Annotated in this window: 4 protein-coding genes; 1 reads left to right on the top strand and 3 read right to left on the bottom strand. The window is 65.5% G+C overall.

Annotated features, from left to right (window positions below; all coding sequences use genetic code 11):
- Nucleotides 1-315: 315 nt before the first annotated feature.
- Complete coding sequence (locus tag ACFQPD_RS10005) at nt 316-615, bottom strand: ribbon-helix-helix domain-containing protein (protein ID WP_182781596.1); 300 nt, start codon at nt 613-615, stop codon at nt 316-318.
- Nucleotides 605-895: a hypothetical protein gene (locus tag ACFQPD_RS10000; RefSeq protein ID WP_385900477.1), complete on the bottom strand. Its 291-nt coding sequence runs from the start codon at nt 893-895 to the stop codon at nt 605-607. The genes ACFQPD_RS10005 and ACFQPD_RS10000 overlap by 11 nt, the downstream gene beginning before the upstream one ends.
- Before the next feature lie 292 nt (nt 896-1,187).
- On the opposite strand from ACFQPD_RS10000, the gene ACFQPD_RS09995 reads away from it, so the two are divergent.
- Complete coding sequence (locus ACFQPD_RS09995) at nt 1,188-2,174, top strand: hypothetical protein (protein WP_385900476.1); 987 nt, start codon at nt 1,188-1,190, stop codon at nt 2,172-2,174.
- An 896-nt stretch (nt 2,175-3,070) separates the two neighbouring features.
- Here ACFQPD_RS09995 and ACFQPD_RS09990 read toward each other — a convergent pair.
- Entirely contained in the window at nt 3,071-3,460 is a 390-nt protein-coding gene (locus tag ACFQPD_RS09990) for a hypothetical protein (RefSeq protein WP_385900474.1), read from the bottom strand.
- Between the last annotated feature and the right edge of the window lie 269 nt (nt 3,461-3,729).

Below are 3,729 nucleotides of genomic sequence, written 5' to 3'. Positions count from 1 at the left end.
CCCATCGTTCTCATCGGCCTCGGCATCGTGATCCTCGTCAGCGGCGGAGCCTTCGGACTCTGACGTAGCGGCAGCGATCCAAACGGCCCCGACCGGGCGCACCCCTCTCGGTTCAGACCGCGACACCAACCTGCAGCCAGTCCTGCGTGATCGCGGCAACAAGACCGCCACGGAGCGCTGCAAAAACCCCGCCACCGAGCGAACGAAGCCACACGTACGCTCGGTCGGCGGCAATTGAGGGCGGTCGTGCTCGGGGACACCGGAGCCGAAGGCTACCCTCGCACACCGCGGCAGAGGCGGATGTTCGGGGGCCCGTCAGGCTACGCGGGTTGCAAGGTCGTCGAGTTCTGCCCGGATCCTGGCAATCAGCGCCTTGGCGGACTCGTCTGGGCCCGCCAATTGTGACAGCAGGAGGTCGCGAGCCAGAGTGGAGACGGGAAGCCCGCGCTGTTCGGCCAGCCGCGTCAACGTCTCCAACTCCTCGACGTTCAGGCGAACCTGGAGCGTCTTGGCACGCTGATGGCCGCGGGTGACCTTGCTGCCGGGCTTGATCACGGCGTCGGGGTTGCGTTCAGCCGCCTCGGCCTCGGTCGCGATGAGATCACTAATCGACATCTGTCCGCTCCTCTCTGTAACGGCGCTGATCGGTGGTGTTCGATGGCCAGGCATTGACTCCCCAAATGACGTCCTCATCGGGAAGGACAATGATCGTGACCAGTGTCCGGACGGAGGCTGCCCAGCCGATGACCCGAATGGTTCGGCCCGACACGGACGCGGGATCCGGATCGATGACCAACCTGTTGGGATCGGCGAAAGCTTCGTCGGCAACAACCGGGGACAGCCCATGCTTGGCGATGTAGTCGCCCCGGTGCCGCCAGTCGATGCCTTCATCCACCATCCCAGCGTACTACACGCGCAATACGGCCACCAAGCCCGTCGTCACCCGTCTCAGACAATCGTCCGCGCACCACGCGGCATGTCCGGATGTTCGGAACCGCTTCGCGGAGGCGTCACCGTCGCGCTGGTGCCTGAGCCTGTGACCGCTTTCACTTCATTGCCCGTTCCCGAGGTCGTGGTCACCCAGCGAGGATGATCACGGCTCGCCGATGGGTGTAGATAGGCGAATGCTGCGCGATGAGGAGTGGGGCTGCTCAGCGCTTTCGCCGCAGGAGCGACATACTGCGGGCATGGCACCACTCCTCGCGGCCGATCTGCGGGCCACTCGGCTCCACACGGTAGCCATCCGTCTAGCGTGGGTGGTATCACTGGCTGTCCTGTTGGTTGCGGAGGTGGCTGCGGGCGATGTGGTTCCTGTTGTGCCCTGGGTTGGACGCCTGTGGCTCGCGGCGGTGCTGCTTCTGACCTCCATTTGGGCTCTGCCACGCTGGACCCTCGCCTGTGCGTCGGTGCTGGGATGGTTGCTTCCCTACGGCGGGGCCTCGTGGCCGTGGGGGTGGCGAGCGTGGGCCATCGCCTCCGCGCTGGCGCTCGCCTGGCTCGTCGTCCCTCGTCGCACCCAGTCGACGGTCAGCCGGGGGCGCCCCGCGGGCGAGCGACCGTTCGAGCGTTCCTACGCCAACATCGGTGCCGTGACCGGCGGGGTCGCGCTCGCCGCGACGGCGGTGGCCGTCGCGGTCTTGTCCATCATCGAGGTGGTCTGGGGGACGCCTGAGTCGATGCTGCTGGGCCTCATCGCCTTCGTGCTGCTTCTGGGGCTCAGCGCCTGGCCGAGGGCACAGCACCGACACGCTGCGCGGTTGCGACTGATGGCCGAAGGCGGCCCCGCCCGGGAGGCGCTGCTCACCGAGGTGGACGGTGACCATTTCGTCGGGGCCGTCCATGACGACCGAGCGCGGCTGCGAATTGTGGCCCTGGATGGCGTCGTAGACCGGGAAGACGCAGGGATCATCCAGCTCGCCCACGACGATGACGGCGCACTGATCAATCTCGACGACCTTGATGACGAGGATGCAGCCAAAGTGCGCCGGGCGATGGCCGACCTGCGACGTTGGACTGCGCTGTGCGAAGCCGTGCACGGCCCGGCGCTAGAGGTCGGCGAACGGGTGGTGCTGATCGGTGAGCCACGTGACGGCGCAACGGTCGCAATTATGCGCCAAGACGGCGCCACATGGCTCGGCGAACTCCGCGAGACCATGAAGAAGACCCGGAATTGATCGGCACACGCGCTTGCTTCACGGGTGGAGAAGCGCCCGCTCGGGCCTGACCTCTGCAGGCGAGTGGCGGACCGGATCATCGCCGAGACTTCAGCCGCGCCTCGCGGCAGAAGCGGGCGTTGTGCATCGTGTGGGGTGAACTGCGTGCGGTTTCGCGAGTGACATTCATCTTCGCCGGGTGGCTCCCAGGCTGCGCTCTGCTCCCTGGGATACTGCCTGAGTGTGGGTAATGGCACGGGGCCTGTGATGGCGAGCCGGCGGCGAGGTTCGCCGAGAAACGTCTTGCTTGGCGAGCCGGGGCAGCCGCGACCTGTGAGGTTTGGGGCGTGGTTGAGGCTGTTTCTCCTCGGCCGCGGGCGAGCCCTGCTCAGTTGGCCAGTCAGCTGCCTCCTCGTCGGCGTGGTCCTGTTGATCCCGTGGGGCCTGGCCGAACGGCAGGCGTATGTGACCGCCGCTGAGCTTGCCCAGGTCGGACACACCTCCTCAGCCGTCGCGTGCGAGGCGAGGTATGGGAGGGGCGCTGAGTTGGCCGTCCGCGTCACCGTGCCTGAAGCTCCAGAGCTCGTCACGCTGATCTACCCGACCATTGGACCCGTACTTGGCCTGGCCCCCATCCCGTGGGCAATGTGCGGCGACCCGTACACGACTCCCTTCGACGTCGTTGTTCTCACGCGCCCAGATGGGCAGGTGATCGCCATGGCAGCCCGAGACCTCCCTGATTCGCAGTCACTGATGATGTGGCCCTGGACCGTGGGCATCGGGATCGCACTCATGTCCGCGGCGCCGGTGTGGGCCGTCTGGGCATGGCACCTTCTCCGACGGCCAAAACCATAGCGACGCACGTCGCCAGTGTCAGGCAACCGTTGTCGCGACACCCCTATAGAGACTGTGCCACCTCACAGGTAGGGCTCCAGTAATGGGAAAACCCCCCAAACACCGACGTAGGCGACGCCCGTCCAACCGGTGAGGAAATAGAGATTGCCGTAATGGAGCCATCCCCTTTCTTCATCACGCCTAGGCAGCTGCGTGAGAAGACCCGGCCGGAAGCCAGAGCCTATCAGTGCTCCAAAGTAGACATAGGAACCGACTTGGCCGGCGACATCGATCGGCACGCCCCGAGCGGATAGCCCGATGAGCGACCCCAGCGCACAGAATCCCCACGTTGCAATGGGAATCGCAGAATCATCGACATCCCTATCGATCCAAGAGAACAGGACGACGAGCGAGAACAGAACAGCAAAGCCGACCCACGGGGCGTGAGTCAGTACGTAGTCGAGTGCCTCCACTGATTCACCGTCGCTTCGTTCGGACCAGGTATAAACGGCTCTGGCGTAGCTCGCAAGAACTGCACTCACGCTCCGCACCAACGGACCCAAGGTAGTACACCCCTGGCAGCGCCCAACCACCTGACCCAGCTGCTCCGGGCGGCTAGTACCGCGGCCATCAACCTTTGCCCTGTTGGCTGACACACCGGGCAGGGTCCGCTGCTGGGTTGCGGGGACGCGGGATCGTGTGGAGGTCAGTTCCTGTTCTTCCCCTCAGGAGTGTCGTGATG

Source organism: Tessaracoccus sp. O5.2 (assembly GCF_964266725.1).
GTDB classification, from domain to species: Bacteria; Actinomycetota; Actinomycetes; order Propionibacteriales; family Propionibacteriaceae; genus Arachnia; species Arachnia lapidicapta.
This window is presented reverse-complemented; position numbering and strand designations above follow the sequence as displayed.

What these genes read in the sequence shown, in the direction of transcription:
- ACFQPD_RS09995 (WP_385900476.1), top strand. Translation starts at nt 1,188, where the DNA reads ATGGCACCACTCCTCGCGGCCGATCTGCGGGCCACTCGGCTCCACACG.
- ACFQPD_RS10005 (WP_182781596.1), bottom strand. Translation starts at nt 615, where the DNA reads ATGTCGATTAGTGATCTCATCGCGACCGAGGCCGAGGCGGCTGAACGC.